The organism is Microbacterium californiense (assembly GCF_047246625.1).
GTDB lineage: Bacteria > Actinomycetota > Actinomycetes > Actinomycetales > Microbacteriaceae > Microbacterium.
On record NZ_JBFOKQ010000001.1, the window covers coordinates 1,923,009 to 1,937,902 of the forward strand.

The following is a 14,894-nucleotide window of genomic DNA, read 5'->3' on the forward strand; positions in this document are numbered from 1 at the left end:
TAGGGGGCGTCTTCGGTCGACGGTCGGCGTGCAGGAGCAGGGCGCTGGACTGTGGAAACTTGGGATGTGCGGCCGTGTCGTGGAGGAGGAGTCAGGACATCCGTACATAGTCCTAACAAAAGCCGCGTACGCTCGGAGCACGACGAAAGGACGACCCATGCGCGTACTCGGACTCATATCCGGCACCTCTCACGACGGGATCGACGTCGCCGTGGTCGACTTCGCCGAGACCGGCGGATCGCTGAGCGGCACCCTGCTGCACGACGACACGGTGCCGTACGCCCCGGATGTGCGCGCCCGTCTGGTCGCCGCGCTGCCGCCCGCGGCGACGACCTTCGCCGAGGTCTGCGAGCTCGACACCCTCATCGGTCAGGCCTTCGCCGACGCGGCAGCCGGGGCCGCGGTGGCGGTCGGAGGCGTCGACGCCGTCTGCAGCCACGGCCAGACGGTCTTCCACTGGGTCGAGGGCGACCATGCGAGGGGCACACTGCAGATCGGTCAGCCGGCCTGGATCGCCGAGAAGGTGGGTGCGCCGGTCGTCTCCGACGTGCGCATCCGCGACATCACCGCGGGGGGACACGGGGCGCCCCTCGTGTCCTTCCTCGACGAGCTGCTGCTGCGCGGGCGGGCCGAGGTCGCGGCCGCGCTCAACCTCGGTGGCATCGCGAACATGACCGTCGTCACGGGAGGACGCCTCTCCGCGTACGACATCGGTCCCGCCAACGCGCTGGTGGACGCGGTCGTCGTCGATCGGTCCCTGAATGCGCTCGGCTACGACGAGGATGCGGCGATCGCGCGAGCCGGATGCGTCGACGAGGCCCTGCTCGAGGAGCTGCTGGCGGATCCGTACTACGCCCTGCCCGCCCCGAAGAGCACCGGCAAGGAGCGCTTCCACCTCGACTACGTGCGGCAGCACCGGGCGAGTCGGGACCTGTCCGACGCCGACCTCGTCCGCACCCTCACCGAGCTCACTGTCCGCACGGTCGCGCAGGACGTCGAACGGACCGGCATCCGCTACCTCGCCGTGTCCGGGGGAGGATGCCACAACCCGCTCCTCATGGACGGGCTCCGCGCCGCGCTCCCCGATGTCGAGATCGTGCTCGCCGACGAGCTGGGGGCGCCGGTCGACAGCAAAGAGGCCATCCTGTTCGCCCTCATCGGATGGTGCACCCTGCACGGCGTGCCCGCGATCGTCCCCGGGGGCACCGGCGCGAACGCTCCCCGCATCCTCGGCACCATCACGCCCGGTGCGGGGCCGCTGCGGATGCCGGAGCCGGTCGCCGTGCTGAAGGATCTGACGCTGACGTCCTCCCGCTAGCGGCGGTCCTCGTCCCAGGGGCCCTCCCACCACCCGGCGCGACCGTCGTCCGGGTCGGAGCCGCCACGACGCCGAGACCGGAAGAACTGCACCACGAACACGGTGAGCGAGCTCACCCCGATGACGATGAGCACGAGGAACAGCAGATCGCTCTGCGTCATGGTCGCTTCCCTTCCGCGGCATCCGCCACGATCTTCGCGATGCGGGCGGCCCTCGTCTCGGCGCGCTTCGCCGTCGCGATGTGCGTGAGGCCGAACTTCTTCACCGACTTCGGGAACGCGTCCCAGGTGACGCGCGCTGCGGGGACGGCATCGAGCGCCGCGGTGAGCTCGGGCGGTTCGATTCCGGCCTCGGGCCCGTCGAGCATCGTCCAGGAGCCGTTCGCCTTCGCGGCATCCAGCACCCGGATGCCGGCCGGCGCGAGCAGCCCCGCGGCCGCGAGCTCGGCGATGCGTGCCTTGTTGGTCGCGGCCCATCCGCTGCCCGGGCGCCGGGGCGAGAACCACTGCCCGGTGGTCGTGTCGTCGAAGGTGCGCACGGGGCCGTCGATCCACCCGAAGCACAGCGCCTGGCGCACGGCGTCGTCGTAGCCGACCCCGGTCGCACGGTTGCCGCGCACGCTCAGCAGCCACACCCCGGAGGATCGGCCGTGGTTCTGCTCGAGCCAGGCGCGCCAGGCCGCGGCATCCGCTGCCGTGATCCGCTCGCCCTCGTCGAGAACGCCCATGTCAGTCTTCGTCGAGCTTCGGGATGGACTCGGTGACCGTCGGCAGCAGATCGGCCACCGAGTCGACGACCTCGTCGGGGCGGAACGGGTACTTGCGGATCTCGGCGTCGTCGCTGATGCCCGTGAGAACCAGCACCGTGTGGAGCCCCGCCTCGATGCCCGCGACGATGTCGGTGTCCATGCGGTCGCCGATCATGCCGGTCTTCTTCGAGTGCGCGCCGATCTTGTTGAGCGCCGAACGGAACATCATCGGGTTCGGCTTGCCGACGACGTACGGCTCCCGGCCGGTCGCCTTCGTGATGAGGGCCGCGATCGCACCGGTCGCCGGGAGGACGCCGTCGACGCTCGGACCGGTCGCGTCGGGGTTCGTGACGATGAACCGCGATCCCCGGTTGATGTGACGGATGGCCTTCGTGATGGCCTCGAAGGAGTAGTTGCGCGTCTCGCCGACCACGACGAAGTCGGGATCCGTCTCGGTCATGATGAAGCCCGCCTCGTGCAGGGCGGTGAGGATGCCGGCCTCGCCGATCACGAACGCGGAGCCGCCGGGGAGCTGCTGGGCGAGGAAGTCGGCGGTCGCGAGGGCGGATGTCCAGATGCGCTCCTCGGGCACGATCAGCCCGCTCGTGCGCAGGCGCGCCGAGAGGTCGCGCGCGGTGAAGATCGAGTTGTTCGTCAGCACGAGGTAGGGGATGCCGTTCTGCTCCCAGCCCGCGAGCAGTTCGGATGCCCCCGGGATGGCCGTGTTCTCGTGCACCAGCACGCCGTCCATATCGGTCAGCCAGCATTCGATGTCATCGCGATGTGCCATGTGCACAGCCTAGAGGCCGCCGACGACACGCGTCGGGGATCGATCGCCACCGGTCAGGCGGTCACCCAGACGACCTCGGCGGCTCCCGTCGGCAGCGCGAGCTCCTGATCGTCGATGTGCACGCCGGATGCCGTCACCTGCACGGTCGATGAGACGGCGAGGCCGAGCGCCTCGAGCGCGCGCAGCAGCTCGGGGTCCCCGTCGTCGACGCGCAGCACGCGCCCGCGGTGTCCGACCGGCGCGTCGGCGAGCAAGACGAACGGGTCACGCTCGACGCGGCCGTCGGCGTCCGGGATCGCGTCGCCGTGCGGGTCGAACCGCGGGCGCCCGAGTCGCTCGTCGATGCCCTCGAGCAGTCGATCGCTGATGGTGTGCTCCAGCACCTCGGCCTCGTCGTGCACCTCGTGCCAGCCGTACCCGAACTCCTGCACCAGCCACGTCTCGATCAGCCGGTGACGGCGCACCATCGCGAGGGCGCGCCGCGTTCCGGCATCCGTCAGCCGCACCGCGCCGTAGGGGACGTGCGAGACGTAGCCCGCGGCCGCGAGCTTCTTGACCATCTCGGTCACCGACGACGGCGCGATCCCCAGCTTCGCCGCCAGCTGTGACGGGGTGATGGGCGCATCCTGCCACTCGGTGTGCGCGTACACCGTCTTCAGGTAGTCGTCTGCCGCCGGGGATGCCACCCGCCCAAGTCTAGGCGAGCGCGCCGCGACCGCCGCGGGTGGTCAGTTCGCGAGGGACACGAGCACGCCGAAAGCGGCCTGCCCGGCGAAGAACGTGACGATGAATCCGAGGATCGCGGCGCCGAGCGACAGTCGTCCGTCGTAGTCGGCGACCTCGGCGATGCCGATCCGGCGGGCCCGGAACGACAGGATCAGCGTCATGATGCCCAGCACCAGCTGCACCCAGGGCCCGCCGATCGGCAGCACGCCGGGGAACGCCACGAGGACGCCGCCGAGGAGCCCGGTGGCGAGACCGAACCAGCTCAGCAGGCGGACGCGGTGATCGGCGGACTCGGCAGACATGGATCGAGCCTAACCCGACGTCAGGAGCCGGTCAGCACGAGCCACAGCAGGGCGCCGTTCAGCGCGATCAGCAGCACCGAGGCGACCACGCCCGCGGCGGTCGTCCAGGCCCGGTTGGCCCAGGCGCCGAGGGTGCGGCGCTGGGCCGTCAGCGCGACCAGGGGGACGAGCGCGAAGGGGATGCCGAACGACAGCACGACCTGGCTGAGCACGAGCGCGAGCGTCGGATCGACGCCCAGGCCGAGGATCGCGAGCGCCGGGATCAGCGTGATCACGCGACGGGCGAGGAGTGGGATGCGGACGTTCAGCAGCCCGTGCATGATCTCCGCCCCGGCGTACGCGCCCACCGACGTCGACGCCAGACCCGAGGCGAGCAGCCCGACCGCGAAGAAGGTCGCGACCACGGGACCGAGTCCCGCGGCCAGGGCCGCGTGGGCTCCCTCCAGGGAATCGGTGCCCTCGACGCCGGCGAGGTTCGCCGCGGCGAGCAGCAGGATGCCGAGGTTGACCGAGCCCGCGATGACCATGGCGATCGTGACGTCCCACCGGGTCGCGGTCAGCAGGCGGCGGATGCGCGAGGCGTCGGTGCGGGCGGACTCGACCGCGGCGTCCGTCTGCTCTCGACGGGGGTTCGCGCCGAAGCGGTCACGGCTGAGCGCCGAGTGGGCGTAGATGGCGTGGGGCATGATCGTGGCGCCCAGGATGGAGGCCGCGAGCAGCACCGACCCCGTGCCCTCGAACCGCGGCACGATGCCGCCGACGACCTCGGCCGGGTCGGGAGGGGCGATGAACACCCCGGCGACGAAGCCGACCGTGATGATCACCATGAGGCCGATGATGACGAATTCGAAGGGGCGCGCCCCGCGCCGGCTCTGCACGGCGAGGAGCACCATCGACACGGCGCCGGTGAGCAGCCCGCCGAGGAGCAGGGGGATGTCGAAGAGCAGGTGGAGGGCGACCGCGCCGCCGATGATCTCGGCCAGGTCGGTGGCCATCGCGACGAGCTCGGCCTGCAGCCAGTACGCGCGTCGTGCCCAGGGACGCCGCAGTCGAGCCCCGAGCGCCTCGGGAAGGCTCTGTCCCGTCACGACGCCGAGCTTCGCCGACAGGTACTGGATGAGCCAGGCCATGACGTTCCCGGCCAGCACCACCCACACCAACAGGTAGCCGTACTGGGCGCCCGCGGTCATGTTGCTCGCCACGTTTCCCGGATCGAGGTAGGCGACCCCCGCGACGAGTGCCGGGCCGAGCAGCCACAGGCTGCGCGGGGGAGTGGTGCGCGGCGGCGTTTCGATCACCCGGTCGTCTTTCGGCATGCCGAAATCGTAGCGAAGATTTAGGTGCACCGAAATCTTCGTGCAGGGGGTTGACGGATAGCCTGACGGGATGGATGAGCAGACCCCGGATCACCCGCTCGCGGAGACCCCCGAGCGCACGACCCACGGTGTCGGCCCGTGGTCCGGCGGTCGCGACGCGTGGCCCGAGGATCCGCAGTACGACCCCGACCTGCTCGCCCACGGCGACACCCGCAACGTGAGCGACCGCTACCGCTACTGGCGCATGGAGGCGATCGTCGCGGACCTCGACACGCGCCGGCATCCGTTCCACGTCGCCATCGAGAACTGGCAGCACGACATGAACATCGGATCGATCGTGCGCAGCGCCAACGCCTTCCTCGCCGACACCGTGCACATCATCGGCCGGCGCCGCTGGAACAAGCGCGGTGCGATGGTCACCGACCGGTATCAGCACGTGGTCCATCACGACGACATCGCGGCCTTCGCCACCTGGGCCGACGAGCAGCGGATCCCGATCGTCGCCGTCGACAACGTCGAGGGATCGGTGCCGGTCGACAGGGCGGAGCTCCCCGAGCGATGCGTGCTGCTGTTCGGTCAGGAGGGTCCCGGCCTGACGCCCGAGGCGCTCGCCGCGGCATCCGCCCACATAGAGATCACGCAATACGGATCGACGCGCTCGATCAACGCCAGCGCCGCGGCAGCCGTGATCATGTACGAGTGGTGCCGCCGCCACGCGCACTGAGCGGATTGCTCTCAGGAACGATCGATGCCGAAGACGTGTCGGAACACCGCGCTGATGTCGCGATCCAGGTGATCGATGCGATCGCCGAGGTGGTCGATGCCGGCGTGAACGGTACGGATCTCACTCTTCAGCACCTGGACGAACAGCGTCGACACCACCGTGACCATTCCGATCGTCCCGGCGGCGAAGACTCCGATCAGGACCCAGACCTGCGGTTCGTTCATGCTCAGCACTCCCCCATTGTGGTTACTCGCTGATGAGAATGCCAGGGCGGAAGAGAGGTCGATCGACGCGGGGATGGAAGCTGTGGACAAGTGGGACTGTACCGAGCTGTGGAGGATCAGGCGTCCGCCCGCATCCACCGCCCCGAGCGCACGCGCCAGCCGAGCGTGGCGAGGCGCGCGAGCAGGTACACCCCGAAGAACGCCACCGACAGCCAGATGAGGCCGGCGCTGCCACCGAGCCCGAGCGCGGCGATGACCCACAGCGTCGGCAGGAACGGCAGGAGGTTCAGGCCACCGGCGACCGCGAGGTAGCGGGCGTCGTTCGCGCCCATGAGCACCCCGTCGAGCACGAAGACGACACCGGCGACCGGCTGCGCGACCGCGAGCACGATCAGGGCCGGCTGCACCAGCGCGGCCACGGCCGGATCGCCGGTGAACACGATGCCCAGCACACCGGAGAGCCCGCCGATGACGGCTCCGACGATCACACCGAACCACACGCCCCAGGCCACGGTGCGCCCCAGCACGCGGTGCACCTGCCGTTCGTCGCCCGCCCCCAGCTCCTTGCCGATGAGCGCCTGAGCGGCGATCGCCAGCGCGTCGAGGGCGAAAGCGGCGGCCGAGAAGATCGTGAAGACGATCTGCCAGCCGGCGAGCTCGTCGGTGCCGACCCCGGTCGCCACGCCGACGGTGGCGAGCAGGGCGACGCGCAGGCTGACCGTGCGCAGGAAGAGCCACCCGCCGGACCGCGCGGTCGAGCCCATGCCGTCGCGCTGTGCGCGCAGGGAGGCGCTGTGGCGGGTGGCCAGGCGGCGCACCACGAGCACGTAGGCGGCCACCATGCCCCACTGCGCCGTGACCGTGCCGGCCGCCGAGCCGGCGATGCCCCAGCCGAACCCGTAGATGAAGAGCACGTTGAGCAGCGCGTTGGCGCCGAATCCGAGGCCGGCGATCCACAGCGGCGTCACGGTGTCCTGCATGCCGCGCAGCAGACCGGTCGCCGCGAAGACGATGAGCATCGCGGGCAGGCCCCACATCGAGATCATCAGGTACTCGTCGGCCCGCGCCGCGACCGCATCGCCCGCCCCGAACAGGGACACGAGCCAGGGCGAGGAGACCGCGCCCACCACGGCCAGCACGGCGCCCAGGGCGAGGGCGAGCCACATGCCGTTCACACCCACCGACACCGCCTCGCCGGGTCTGCCCGCGCCGAAGCGGCGCGCGACGGCGGGAGTGGTCGAGTACGCGAGGAAGACCATCAGCCCCACGATCGTCTGCAGCACGGCTCCGGCGATGCCCAGGCCGGCGAGCGGCTCGGTGCCGAGGTGCCCGACGAGCGCGGCGTCGACGATGAGGAACGCCGGCTCGGCGATCAGGGCGCCGAGCGCGGGGACGGCGAGGCGCAGGATCTCTCGGTTGAGGGACGTGCGCGCGGTCATCCTCCGAGCCTATGGGCTGGCGCCGACATGGCGTCCCGGCACCTCTCCCTGGACACGGTGTCGGGGGTCCGTCCTAGGCTGGACCGCATGACTGATGTGCTTCCCGCGGGCCTCGCCCTTGATGAGTTCAGCTCCGACATCCGCCCGCAGGACGACCTGTACCGGCACGTCAACGGGGCGTGGCTCGCGCGCACCGAGATCCCCGGCGACAAGGCGCGGTGGGGGTCCTTCCACCTGCTCGCCGAGCAGGCCGAGGCCGACGTGCGCGCGATCATCGAGGAGTCGCAGGATGCCGAGGCCGGCACCCTCGCGCGCAAGATCGGCGACCTCTTCGCGAGCTTCATGGACACCGAGCGCATCGCCGCCGCCGGCAACGCCCCGCTCGCCGACACGCTCGCCGAGATCGACGCGATCGACGGCATCCCCGCGTTCCTGCGCACGGTCGGCGCGTACGACCGAGACGGGCGCGCGCACCTGATCGGCTTCTACGTCGACGGCGACCCGGGCGACCCCGAGCGGTACGTGCCGGTGCTGCTGCAGTCGGGTCTCTCGCTGCCCGACGAGAGCTACTTCCGCCTCGAGGCTTTCGACGAGACCCGCACCGCCTACCGCGCGCACCTCGAGCGCCTGCTCGCCCTCGCCGGGGTGGCGGATGCCGCGGAGAACACCGAGCGCGCGATCGCGCTCGAGACCGAGCTGGCGGGCCATCACTGGGACAACGTGCGCAGCCGCGACGCGGTCGCGACCTACAACCTCAAGACGTGGGACGAGGTCCAGCAGCTCGCCGGGGTCGACCTGACCCCCTGGCGTGACGCGGTCGCCCCGACCAACTCCGGCGCGTTCGCCGAGGTCGTCGTGTCGCAGCCGAGCTTCCTCGAAGGACTCGGAACCCTGCTCACGGCCGAGCGCCTCGAGGACTGGAAGGCCTGGCTGCGCGCGCAGGTCGTCCACGCCGCCGCGCCGTACCTCACCGACGAGATCGTGCAGGAGAACTTCTCCTTCTACGGCACGCAGCTCACGGGCGTCCCGACGATCCGCGAGCGGTGGAAGCGCGGCGTCTCCCTCACCGAGGGGGCGCTGGGCGAGGCGATCGGCAGGGTCTACGTCGAGCGCCACTACCCGCCGACGGCCAAGGCGGCGATGGACGAGCTCGTGGCGAACCTCGTCGAGGCGTACCGCCGCAGCATCGAGCAGCTGGACTGGATGACCGCCGAGACGCGCGAGCGCGCCCTGGCCAAGCTCGACGCGTTCACGCCCAAGATCGGCCACCCCGAGGTCTGGCGCGACTACTCGACCCTCGAGATCGACCGCGACGACCTCTTCGGCAACGTGCGCCGGGCGGCGAGGTTCGAGCACGATCGCCACGTCGACAAGGTCGGCAAGCCGATCGACCGCGACGAGTGGCACATGCCGCCGCAGATGGTCAACGCGTACTACAACCCCTCGATGAACGAGATCGTCTTCCCCGCGGCGATCCTGCAGTACCCGTTCTTCGACGCCGGCCGTGACGCGGCGGCGAACTACGGCGGCATCGGCGCGGTGATCGGGCACGAGATCGGGCACGGCTTCGACGACCAGGGCAGCCGTTACGACGGGTCGGGCAAGCTCGAGGACTGGTGGACGGATGCCGACCGCACGGCGTTCGAGGAGCGCACCAAGGCGCTCATCGCGCAGTACGACGAGCTCGTGCCCGAGGGGCTCGACGCCGAGCACCATGTCAACGGCGCGCTCACCATCGGCGAGAACATCGGCGACCTGGGCGGCCTGGGTATCGCGCTCCAGGCGTACGAGCTGTCGCTGGGCGGGGCGGAGGCGCCGGTCATCGACGGGCTCACCGGGGTGCAGCGACTTCTGCTGTCGTGGGCTCAGGTGTGGCAGCAGAAGAGCCGCGACGCCGAGACGCTGCGGCTGCTGACGATCGACCCGCACTCGCCCAACGAGTTCCGCTGCAACCAGATCGTGCGCAACATCGACGCGTTCTACGAGGCCTTCGACGTCACGGCGGAAGACGCTCTGTGGCTTCCCGAAGACCAGCGCGTGACGATCTGGTGACCAATCGCCGCAGTCTGTGAGGCCTCCTCCCGCGGCGGGGTTACGATATCCCTGCCGCGGGGGACGAGCCCCACGGCATCCCGCCCCTTCATCCCCCGGTAAAGGATTTCGCGTGGGCTCCCCGCAACCCTCGAACCCCGAGCCTCTCGACGGCTCGAACGCCCTCTTGCGCCGCTCGCAGGTGCCCAGCAGGCGCGCTCCGCGGCGAGCCGCCTCGGGGCGTCGGTCGTTCACCGCGACGTTGCGCGCGCTGGAGAACCTCGCGAACTCCGGCGCCCAGGTGTCGGTGCACGTCGTCGATCTCGACAGCCATGAGCACGTCCTCGCGGGCGACGATCATGTGACGATGCCGGTGGCCGGACTCGGCGTGGTCCCGCTGCTCATCGAGGTCGCCGCCGGATTCGAGAGCGGCGCGCTCGACCCGCTCGAGATCATCGATCGCTCGAGCGTCGATGCCGTCTCGAACGCGGGAGTCTGGCGGCACATGCGCGCTCCTGCGCTGCCGCTCGAAGACCTGGCCGTGCTCGCCGCCACCGCCGGCGACCCCATCGCCGTCAACGCCCTGCTGCAGAAGGTCGGCCACGAGAAGGTCCGCGCGCGCATCGACGCGCTCGGACTCCGCCGCACCGCACTGCTCGATCGCTTCCGCGATCAACGCGGGCCCGACGACGCGCCGCAGGTGGCCGTCGGCTCATCGCGCGAGTTCGCGGGGCTCTTCTCGGCGCTCGTGAACTCCGCCGTCGTCGACGCGGCGGTGAGCGCCCAGGTGTCCGAGTGGCTCAGCCTGAATCAAGACCTGAGTCTCGTCGCGGCATCCACCGGACTCGATCCCTTCGCCCACGACCACGACGCCCACGGCCTCCTGTTCGTGAACAAGACCGGCCGTGACCGAGGCGTGCGCGCCGAGGCCGGCGTGCTGGCAGGACCACGCGCGGGAGTCGGGTACTCGCTCATCGTCTGCTTCGACGACCTCTCCATCACGCACCGCCTCCGTGCGCACGACGCGTTCCGGGTGCTCGGCGTGGAGCTCATGGAGTACACCCACTGAGGCGTCCGTTCCGCGTCAGGCAATGTGTAGAGGGAAGCGCCCGATCTCGCGCGTTCGCCTGCTGCGGCGCGCAGGGGCGGGCGCTGAGGCGGCGCGCAGGGGCTGGCGCTCACGGCGCGACTAGGGTCGAGGGGTGACCCGAGCCGACTGGACCCCGCACCGCCGCGACGACGGCGAGCTGCTCGGCTGGATCCTCCCGGAGGGTGACGCCTGGGTCGCGATCGATGTGCTGGGGCGCCCGGCATCCGCTCCGATCGAGTGGCTCGACGCCGAGGCGGCCCTCGAGGCGCACGGCATCTCGTGGCTCGCCGACCCCTGGATGCTGGAGGGGGAGGGTGACCGTCCCCTCCGGGTCCGCATCGTCGAGGTGAGCCCCGATGAGCAGGGCGCGCCCGGCCGCATCGTGGTCAAGGTCGACGACTTCGGCGACGTCACGCGACCGCCGACACAGCGCTTCGTGCTGCCCTGGCCGCTCCCCGCGCGGCTGAGGCCGCCGCGTGCCGGCGACCCGGATTCCCACACGTTCCCCGGCTGACCCGGACACGTGCGGGATCGATATGTCGGCCCCGCAGCCGTGGGAACACGACATAATGATCCCGCGGCTCCGGGGATCCGGGGGTCCTGCGGCTCCGGGGATCGGGGGCGACGCAGAGTCAGCCGGGGAAGGACGGATGCTGCTCGGCGCCGCGGTGCTTCGGGATGAAGAGCGAGAGCACCACGGCGATGATGCCGGCGGCGATCGCGAGCCAGAAGCACACCTGGAACGCGTCGCGCGTGGGCACGGCCACCCCGTCGACCTGCACGCTCATGGCGGCGAGCACTCCGCCCATGACCGCAGAGGCGCTCGAGGTGCCGACCGAGCGGAAGAGCGCGTTGAGTCCGTTCGAGGCGCCGGTCTCGTTCGCGGGCACCGAGCGCATGATGATCATCGGCATCGCGGCGAAGGTGAATCCGATGCCCACGCCGATGAGCAGGTTCGCGACGAGGATGTGCCAGACCTCGGTCGACAGCAGCAGCACGAAGACGTAGGCGAGCACGATCGCGACGGCTCCGACGGTGAAGAGCGGCCTCGGCCCGACGGTGCGCTCGAGCCAGCCGGACAGCGGTGAGATGACCATCATCACCAGGCCCGCGGGCATCACGACCAGTGCCGCCGAGATCATGTCGAGCCCGAAGCCGGCACCGCCGACGGCCGGCATCTCGAGCATCTGCGGGAAGGTGACGTTCGAGGCGAAGAGCGCGAACCCCATGCCGATCGCCGCGATGTTGGTGAACAGCACCGCCGGGCGGGCGGCGACGCGCAGGTCGAGCAGCGGGTCGGTGGTTCGCAGCTGATAGCGGCCCCACACCAGGAGCACCAGTACTCCACCGAGGATGCACGCGAGGCTGGCGGGCGACGTCCAGCCCCACTCCGCGCCGCGCGACACGAAGAGAAGGATGCCGGTGAGGCCGATCGCCAGGCCGATGGCTCCGACGACGTCCAGGCGCCCGGGGGAGCGCAGCACGTCCTCCGGCACGATGAGGAGCACCAGCAGCAGGCCCACGACGCCCAGGCCGGCCGCGAGCCAGAACAGCGTGTGCCAGTCGGCGTTCACCGCGAGCAGGGCGGCGATCGGCATCCCGATCGCCCCGCCCACGCCCATGGTCGCGCTCATCAGTGCGACGGCGGTGCCCAGCCGCTCGGGAGGCAGCACGTCGCGCATGATCGCGATGCCGAGGGGCACGACGCCGGTTACCGCGCCCTGCAGCGCCCGGCCGATGATGACGCCGACGATCGACCCCGAGACGGCGGCGATGACGGAGCCGAGGATGAGCAGCGCCAGCAGCACCACGGCGACGCGGCGCTTGCCGTACATGTCGCCCAGGCGTCCGGAGATCGGCGTCGCAACGGCCGCGACGAGCAGCGTGATGGTGACGACCCAGGTCGTGTCTTCGCGGGACGAGTTCAGCAGCTCCGGAAGCTCCGCCTGGAGCGGCACGACGAGCGTGAACATGAACGACGAGCAGAGCCCGGCGAAGGCGAGGACTGCGACGATCGCCCACCGCGGCGGGGTTCGGGAGAGTCGTTTCCTGGCCTTGTCGTCGTTCGCTCCCACCGACTCAGGTTATCGGCGTCTGGGAGGGCAGGGGTCGCCTCGGCCGGGCGCGAGCGGGTCAGCGCGGCGGGAGGACGAAGTCCCCGGTCTCGCCCGGGTTGACCGCGATCTCCCAGCGGAACCCGTCCGGATCGGCGAAGTACCCCGAGTACCCGCCCCACTCGCGCCGGCGCCCCGAAGTCACCGGCGCACCGAGCAGCGCGGCTTCGGCGAGCACGTCGTCGACCTCGGCGGGGGTGGCCAGGTTGTGCGCCAGGGTCACCGGGGCGACGCCGGATGCCGGGGCCTCGCCGATCTCGGCCGTGAAGCCCTCGACCGACCACAGCGACAGGATCATCCGGTCGGCGATCGGGAACATGAGCACGTCGTCCCCGGCGAAGATCGGCTCCCACCCGAGCCCGTCGACGTAGAACGCGCGGCTCCGGGCGAGGTCGGCGACGGCGAGCGTGAGGAAGCTGACACGTTGTTCCATGCCCGCGAGTCTCGCACCGGCATCCGACATCCCGCATCCTCCCGCCGAGCGGGGGCCGTACCGACGGATGTCGGACCGTTCCGGCCGATCGATCCGACATCTGGCGTGTCGGCCCCCGATCTGACGACCGGCCCGACACCCGGAAGCTTCCGGGGTGCGGTCAGCGCACGTCCTTCATCATCCGGAGCACCGGCTTCACCGACAGCAGCAGGGCGATGCCGACGACGATCGCGATGCCGCCGAGGATCGAGAAGTAGGGCACCTCGTCGTTCGGGTTGTAGAACCGGGCCAGCCACCCCGAGATCGCCGTGCCGAGCGCCACCGACAGGAAGAACAGCGCCACCATCTGGGTGTGGAACACCTTCGGCGCGAGCTTCGTGGTGACCGAGAGCCCGACCGGCGAGAGCAGCAGCTCGGCGATGGTGAAGACGAAGAGGATGCCGACGATCGCGAGCAGCGGCGTGGAGTTCGGCCCTCCGCCCGCGAACGGCAGGAAGAGCAGGAACGCGGCGCCCATGATGATCGCGCTCAGCCCGAACTTGACCGGGGTCGACGGCTGCCTCGTGCCCAGGCGGGTCCAGATCGCCGCGAACACTCCGGACAGGATGATGATGAACACCGGGTTGATCGACTGGACCCACGAGACCGGCATCTCCCAGCCGAAGAGGTTCCGGTCGAGGCGCTCGTCGGAGTAGATCGTGAGCACGGTGAACTGCTGCTGGTACAGCGACCAGAACGCGACGCTCGTGATGAACAGCGGGAGGAAGCCCCACACGCGGGACCGCTCGGTGCTGTCGATGCGCCGGCTCGTGAGGATCACCGCGAAGTAGGCGATCGCGGCGACGGCCGTGCCGAGGATCACGATGGTCGACAGGTTGTCGGCGCGGATGACGCCGAGCAGCACGAGCGCCGCGATGACGACCACCGCCTCCACGGCGACGGCCACGACGAGCGGGTAGCGGGCGGACGGCAGGGGGTTGGGCACGTGCCGTGCGGCGTCGGGGAGTGCGCGCCGGCCGAACGCGTACTGCACGAGACCGAGGGTCATCCCCAGCGCGGCGAGCCCGAAGCCCCAGTGGAAGCCGACGGTCGACTGCAGGATGCCGGTGAGGATCGGTCCCGCGAAGGCACCGAGGTTGATGCCGAGGTAGAAGAGCGAGAAGCCCGCGTCGCGGCGGATGTCGTCGGGCCCGTAGAGCGTGCCGACCACCGCCGTCGCGTTCGCCTTGAGCCCGCCCGAACCGAGGGCGACGAGGATGAGGCCGACGCCGACCCCCACGAGACCGGGAAGCAGTGCGAGCGCCAGGTGGCCCGCGACGATCACCATCGCGCTGACGTACAGCACCCGCTCCGACCCGAACAGGCGGTCGGCCAGCCAGGCGCCGAGCACGGTCGCGAGGTACACGGATCCGCCGTAGGCCCCCACGATGCCGGCCGCGACGGTCTTCGGGATGCCGAGGCCGCCCTCGGTCACCGAGAAGTACAGGTAGATGAGCAGGATGCCCTGCATGCCGTAGAAGCTGAACCGCTCCCACATCTCCACGCCGAAGACGTGCACCAGCGCCCAGGGCTGCCCGAAGAAGCGGGTGTCGTGGGCGTGGTCGTGCGTGGTTCCCGCTGTCGTGCTCATCCCTCGACG

The 14,894-nt window shown here is 70.5% G+C and carries 16 protein-coding genes; 5 read left to right on the forward strand and 11 right to left on the reverse strand.

What is annotated here, in order from left to right; translation table 11 throughout:
- Positions 1 to 157: 157 nt before the first annotated feature.
- A complete protein-coding gene (locus AB3M82_RS09140; protein ID WP_412957237.1) occupies positions 158 to 1,318 on the forward strand; it encodes an anhydro-N-acetylmuramic acid kinase in 1,161 nt (386 codons plus the stop codon).
- Here AB3M82_RS09140 and AB3M82_RS09145 read toward each other — a convergent pair.
- From AB3M82_RS09145 to AB3M82_RS09170, 6 genes are read right to left on the reverse strand one after another with little or no spacing between them, the layout of a single operon-like run.
- Positions 1,315 to 1,479 (reverse strand): hypothetical protein, encoded by a 165-nt coding sequence (locus AB3M82_RS09145; RefSeq protein ID WP_412957238.1) that lies wholly within the window; start codon positions 1,477 to 1,479, stop codon positions 1,315 to 1,317. The genes AB3M82_RS09140 and AB3M82_RS09145 overlap by 4 nt on opposite strands.
- Positions 1,476 to 2,045: a YdeI/OmpD-associated family protein gene (locus AB3M82_RS09150; RefSeq protein WP_412957239.1), complete on the reverse strand. Its 570-nt coding sequence runs from the start codon at positions 2,043 to 2,045 to the stop codon at positions 1,476 to 1,478. Before AB3M82_RS09150 ends, AB3M82_RS09145 begins: the two co-directional genes overlap by 4 nt.
- A 1-nt stretch (position 2,046) precedes the next feature.
- Complete coding sequence (locus AB3M82_RS09155) at positions 2,047 to 2,856, reverse strand: HAD-IIA family hydrolase (protein ID WP_412957240.1); 810 nt, start codon at positions 2,854 to 2,856, stop codon at positions 2,047 to 2,049.
- Positions 2,857 to 2,909: 53 nt separating this feature from the next.
- Entirely contained in the window at positions 2,910 to 3,542 is a 633-nt protein-coding gene (locus tag AB3M82_RS09160; protein WP_412957242.1) for a metal-dependent transcriptional regulator, read from the reverse strand.
- A gap of 42 nt (positions 3,543 to 3,584) precedes the next feature.
- On the reverse strand, positions 3,585 to 3,884 hold the full coding sequence (locus tag AB3M82_RS09165) for a hypothetical protein (RefSeq protein WP_412957243.1): 300 nt from the start codon (positions 3,882 to 3,884) through the stop codon (positions 3,585 to 3,587).
- 20 nt (positions 3,885 to 3,904) lie between these two features.
- A complete protein-coding gene (locus tag AB3M82_RS09170; protein ID WP_412957245.1) occupies positions 3,905 to 5,200 on the reverse strand; it encodes an Nramp family divalent metal transporter in 1,296 nt (431 codons plus the stop codon).
- Positions 5,201 to 5,270: 70 nt separating this feature from the next.
- On the opposite strand from AB3M82_RS09170, the gene AB3M82_RS09175 reads away from it, so the two are divergent.
- On the forward strand, positions 5,271 to 5,924 hold the full coding sequence (locus AB3M82_RS09175; protein ID WP_412957246.1) for a TrmH family RNA methyltransferase: 654 nt from the start codon (positions 5,271 to 5,273) through the stop codon (positions 5,922 to 5,924).
- A gap of 11 nt (positions 5,925 to 5,935) precedes the next feature.
- Here the strand turns inward: AB3M82_RS09175 and AB3M82_RS09180 are convergent, their stop codons facing one another.
- The gene (locus AB3M82_RS09180) at positions 5,936 to 6,148 is read right to left on the reverse strand and encodes a hypothetical protein (RefSeq protein ID WP_412958030.1); all 213 of its coding nucleotides are present in this window, start codon (positions 6,146 to 6,148) and stop codon (positions 5,936 to 5,938) included.
- A gap of 116 nt (positions 6,149 to 6,264) precedes the next feature.
- Positions 6,265 to 7,587, reverse strand: coding sequence for an MATE family efflux transporter (locus AB3M82_RS09185; RefSeq protein ID WP_412957249.1), 1,323 nt, complete (start codon positions 7,585 to 7,587; stop codon positions 6,265 to 6,267).
- Positions 7,588 to 7,674: 87 nt separating this feature from the next.
- On the opposite strand from AB3M82_RS09185, the gene AB3M82_RS09190 reads away from it, so the two are divergent.
- The 3 genes from AB3M82_RS09190 to AB3M82_RS09200 all read left to right on the forward strand — a co-directional run bounded on the left by AB3M82_RS09190 (position 7,675) and on the right by AB3M82_RS09200 (position 11,222).
- Complete coding sequence (locus AB3M82_RS09190; protein WP_412957252.1) at positions 7,675 to 9,639, forward strand: M13 family metallopeptidase; 1,965 nt, start codon at positions 7,675 to 7,677, stop codon at positions 9,637 to 9,639.
- 112 nt (positions 9,640 to 9,751) lie between these two features.
- A complete protein-coding gene (locus AB3M82_RS09195) occupies positions 9,752 to 10,687 on the forward strand; it encodes a serine hydrolase (RefSeq protein ID WP_412957253.1) in 936 nt (311 codons plus the stop codon).
- A gap of 133 nt (positions 10,688 to 10,820) precedes the next feature.
- The gene (locus AB3M82_RS09200; RefSeq protein ID WP_412957254.1) at positions 10,821 to 11,222 is read left to right on the forward strand and encodes a hypothetical protein; all 402 of its coding nucleotides are present in this window, start codon (positions 10,821 to 10,823) and stop codon (positions 11,220 to 11,222) included.
- Between the two features lie 118 nt (positions 11,223 to 11,340).
- Here AB3M82_RS09200 and AB3M82_RS09205 read toward each other — a convergent pair whose 3' ends face one another.
- From AB3M82_RS09205 to AB3M82_RS09215, 3 genes are all read right to left on the reverse strand, one after another.
- Positions 11,341 to 12,783 carry an MFS transporter gene (locus AB3M82_RS09205; RefSeq protein WP_412957256.1) on the reverse strand — a complete coding sequence of 481 codons (1,443 nt, stop codon included), beginning with the start codon at positions 12,781 to 12,783 and terminating at the stop codon, positions 11,341 to 11,343.
- A gap of 58 nt (positions 12,784 to 12,841) precedes the next feature.
- Positions 12,842 to 13,255: a VOC family protein gene (locus AB3M82_RS09210; protein WP_412957257.1), complete on the reverse strand. Its 414-nt coding sequence runs from the start codon at positions 13,253 to 13,255 to the stop codon at positions 12,842 to 12,844.
- 160 nt (positions 13,256 to 13,415) lie between these two features.
- The gene (locus tag AB3M82_RS09215) at positions 13,416 to 14,885 is read right to left on the reverse strand and encodes a peptide MFS transporter (RefSeq protein WP_412957259.1); all 1,470 of its coding nucleotides are present in this window, start codon (positions 14,883 to 14,885) and stop codon (positions 13,416 to 13,418) included.
- Positions 14,886 to 14,894: the final 9 nt, after the last annotated feature.